General features: G+C 72.1%; 2 protein-coding genes. Both read right to left on the bottom strand.

From position 1 onward, the window contains the following. Nucleotides 1-213: 213 nt before the first annotated feature. On the bottom strand, nucleotides 214-987 hold the full coding sequence (istB, locus tag VF468_03010) for an IS21-like element helper ATPase IstB (GenBank protein HEX5877282.1): 774 nt from the start codon (nucleotides 985-987) through the stop codon (nucleotides 214-216). Next, a complete protein-coding gene (gene istA / locus VF468_03005) occupies nucleotides 974-2,503 on the bottom strand; it encodes an IS21 family transposase (protein ID HEX5877281.1) in 1,530 nt (509 codons plus the stop codon). The genes istB and istA overlap by 14 nt, the downstream gene beginning before the upstream one ends. Nucleotides 2,504-2,540 lie beyond the last annotated feature (37 nt).

The following is a 2,540-nucleotide window of genomic DNA, read 5'->3' as shown; positions in this document are numbered from 1 at the left end:
TGACGGAGGGTGCCTCCGGCCCGGCCGCGCTCGCCGAACAATCAGCGGCCGCCAAGCCCGCGGACCCGCTGATGTCAAGTTACGGCTGGAAGTGCGCCACCCGTTTACGGCGAAGGTGCACCAGCGGTTTACGGCCAAAGTGCACCAGGTGAAGGGCTGCGCGAGCGATGATCTCGGTCGTCAGCTGAACGATTGGGTCGTCTCGCGTGGGCTTCAGGTGGTCGGCATGGGCACCTCCGGGAGGTCTGGTCGGTCGGCCATGCGGAAGCTGCGACCGGTGATGAGGAGGACGTTCGCCCGGTGGCCGAGGCGGTCGAGGCCGGCGTTGGCGAGCAGCGGATCGCCGAACAGCTCCGGCCATTCGGCCGGGGCGCGGTTGCTGGTGACGACGATGCTGCCCTTCTCGTAGCGGCCGTTGATGACGTCGTAGAGGTCGACCGGGCCGGTCGGCGGCAGCGGCTTGAGGCCGAAGTCGTCGATGACCAGCAGGGCCGGGGCGAGGTAGCGCTGGAGGCGCTGGTCGGTCGAGCCGTCGGCGCGGCCGGCGTGGAGATGGCGCAGGAGCTGGTCGGCGGTGGTGTAGAGCACCTCGAAGCCCTGGCGGGCGGCCTCGTGAGCAACCGCCTGGGCGAGGTGGGTCTTGCCGACGCCGGTCTGGCCGCAGATCAGGACGTTGCGGCGCTGCCGGACGAAGGCGCAGGTGGCGAGGTCGAAGACCTGCTGGCGGTTGATGCCCGGGTTGAAGCCGAAGTCGAACAGCTCGAGGGTCTTGGTGGTGTCGACCGCGCCGCGCCGGAGGCGGAGGTCGAGCCGCTTGTGCTCGCGGCGCTCGGCCTCGTCCTGGATCAGCCGGGCCAGGAACTCGACGTACGACCAATGCTCGGCGATCGCCTGCTGGGTGCGGACCTCGAGCGTGTCGAGGATGCCCGAGAGCCGTAGGCGGCGGAGGTGGGGCGCCAGCTGATGCGGCAGCTCACTCGCGGTCATCGTCGGTCCCTCCAAACAGCGCCCGGACCAACTCGGTGGCCTGCCGGGCGAAGGCGAAGCGGCCATGCGGGGCCGGGGTGGTGGCGGCATCCAGGGCAGCCTGGTCCAGCCCGGACGCCAGGATCCGCTTGAGGGTCGGGTACTCGGGGCTGTCGTAGAAGAGGGCCCGGGCGCAGCCCCGCTCCAGGCGGTCGGCGCCGAACGCGGTGCCCAGTCGGAGCACCCGCTGGGCGATCTTCAGCCGGTCCTCCGGGCGGTGGTCGAGCAGCCGACCGACCAGTTCCAGCGTGGCCGGGCCGATCGCCTCGGCCTGGGTCCGGCAGGTCGCCCGGCTGGCCGTCAGCCCCGGCACCTTGTGGGGTGGCAGATGGGCCAGCGTCGTCAGGCGGTCGCCCGGCTGGCGGGCCCGGTCGTGGGTCGCGACCAACTGGTGGTCGGCCGTGAACAGCTCGACCGTCCGGGTGCCGCCGCGGATCCAGACCGTCTGGCCGACCAGCCGGAACGGGACCGAGTAGTAGGCCCCCGCGAAGACGACGTAGCCGTCGCGATAGACCCCGGCCTGTTTCCAGCTGGCCGAGTCGTACCCGACCGCCGGCAGCGGCCGGAGCGCCGCGCACTCGACCTGCTCGAACCGGTCGAGTGGCACCGCCTTCGTCGTGCCGTGAATCCGGCGCCCGGCCACGTCGAGCAGCCACCGCTGGAGCTTGGCGTTCAGCACGTCCAGCGGCTCCGGCTCGCGCCCGGCCAGGAAGTTGCGGGCGACGTAGTGGACCCCGCCCTGCTCGACCTTCCCTTTCAGATGCGGCGTCCGCGGCGGCAGGGCCGCGATCCGGAACCCGTAGTGCTGGGCGCACTCGCGGTACGACCGTTGCACGACCGGATCGTGCAAGCTGGCCTTGACGATCGCCGCCTTCAGGTTGTCCAGGACCACCCGCTCGGGCACGCCGCCGAAGAACTCGAACCCGTGGCGGTGGCACAGCAGCCAGGTCTCGACCCGCTGGTCGAAGACCACCTCGGCGTAGCTGTGCCGACTCCAGGCCAGCACCAGCACGAACACCCAGGCCTTGCGCACCCGCCCGTCGGCCGGGTCGATCGCCCGCCCGGCCGCCCCGAAGTCGACCTGGGCCTCGCTCCCGGGCGGCACCTCCACCCGCACGAACGTCTCGGGCTCCGCCGGGGGCTCCAGCCGGCGGACCAGCCGCCAGACCGCGCTGTAGCTGATCGGCACCCGGTGCCGCTCCTCCAGCCGGGTCTTGATCGCCGCCGCCTCCACGCCCTGCGCGCGCAGCGCCACGATCTCCTCGCGGTACCGCTCGACCGTCGAGGTCTGCTGCGGCGGCAGCGTCGCCGGCAGGCTCGCCGCCAGCCGCGTCTCGAGCTCACCCAGCGCCGGCAGCGGCCCGGACAGCAATCCTTCGCGCTCGGCCCACCGCCGATACCGCGCGACCGTCCGCCGGTTCCGCCCCACCAGCTGGGCCACTTCGCGGTCGCTCGCCCCGGCCTGCAGCAACCGCACCACTCCTTGGACATCCATCGTCGGCGTTCTCCGGTTC

It is taken from the genome of Actinomycetota bacterium (genome assembly GCA_036280995.1).
Lineage (GTDB): Bacteria > Actinomycetota > CALGFH01 > CALGFH01 > CALGFH01 > CALGFH01.
The sequence above is the reverse complement of the archived record's forward strand: the minus strand, read 5'-3'. Positions and strand labels throughout refer to the sequence as shown.

Bases quoted from the DNA above. Each gene is read 5' to 3' on its own strand.
- istB (HEX5877282.1), bottom strand. From the start codon at position 987: ATGACCGCGAGTGAGCTGCCGCATCAGCTGGCGCCCCACCTCCGCCGC.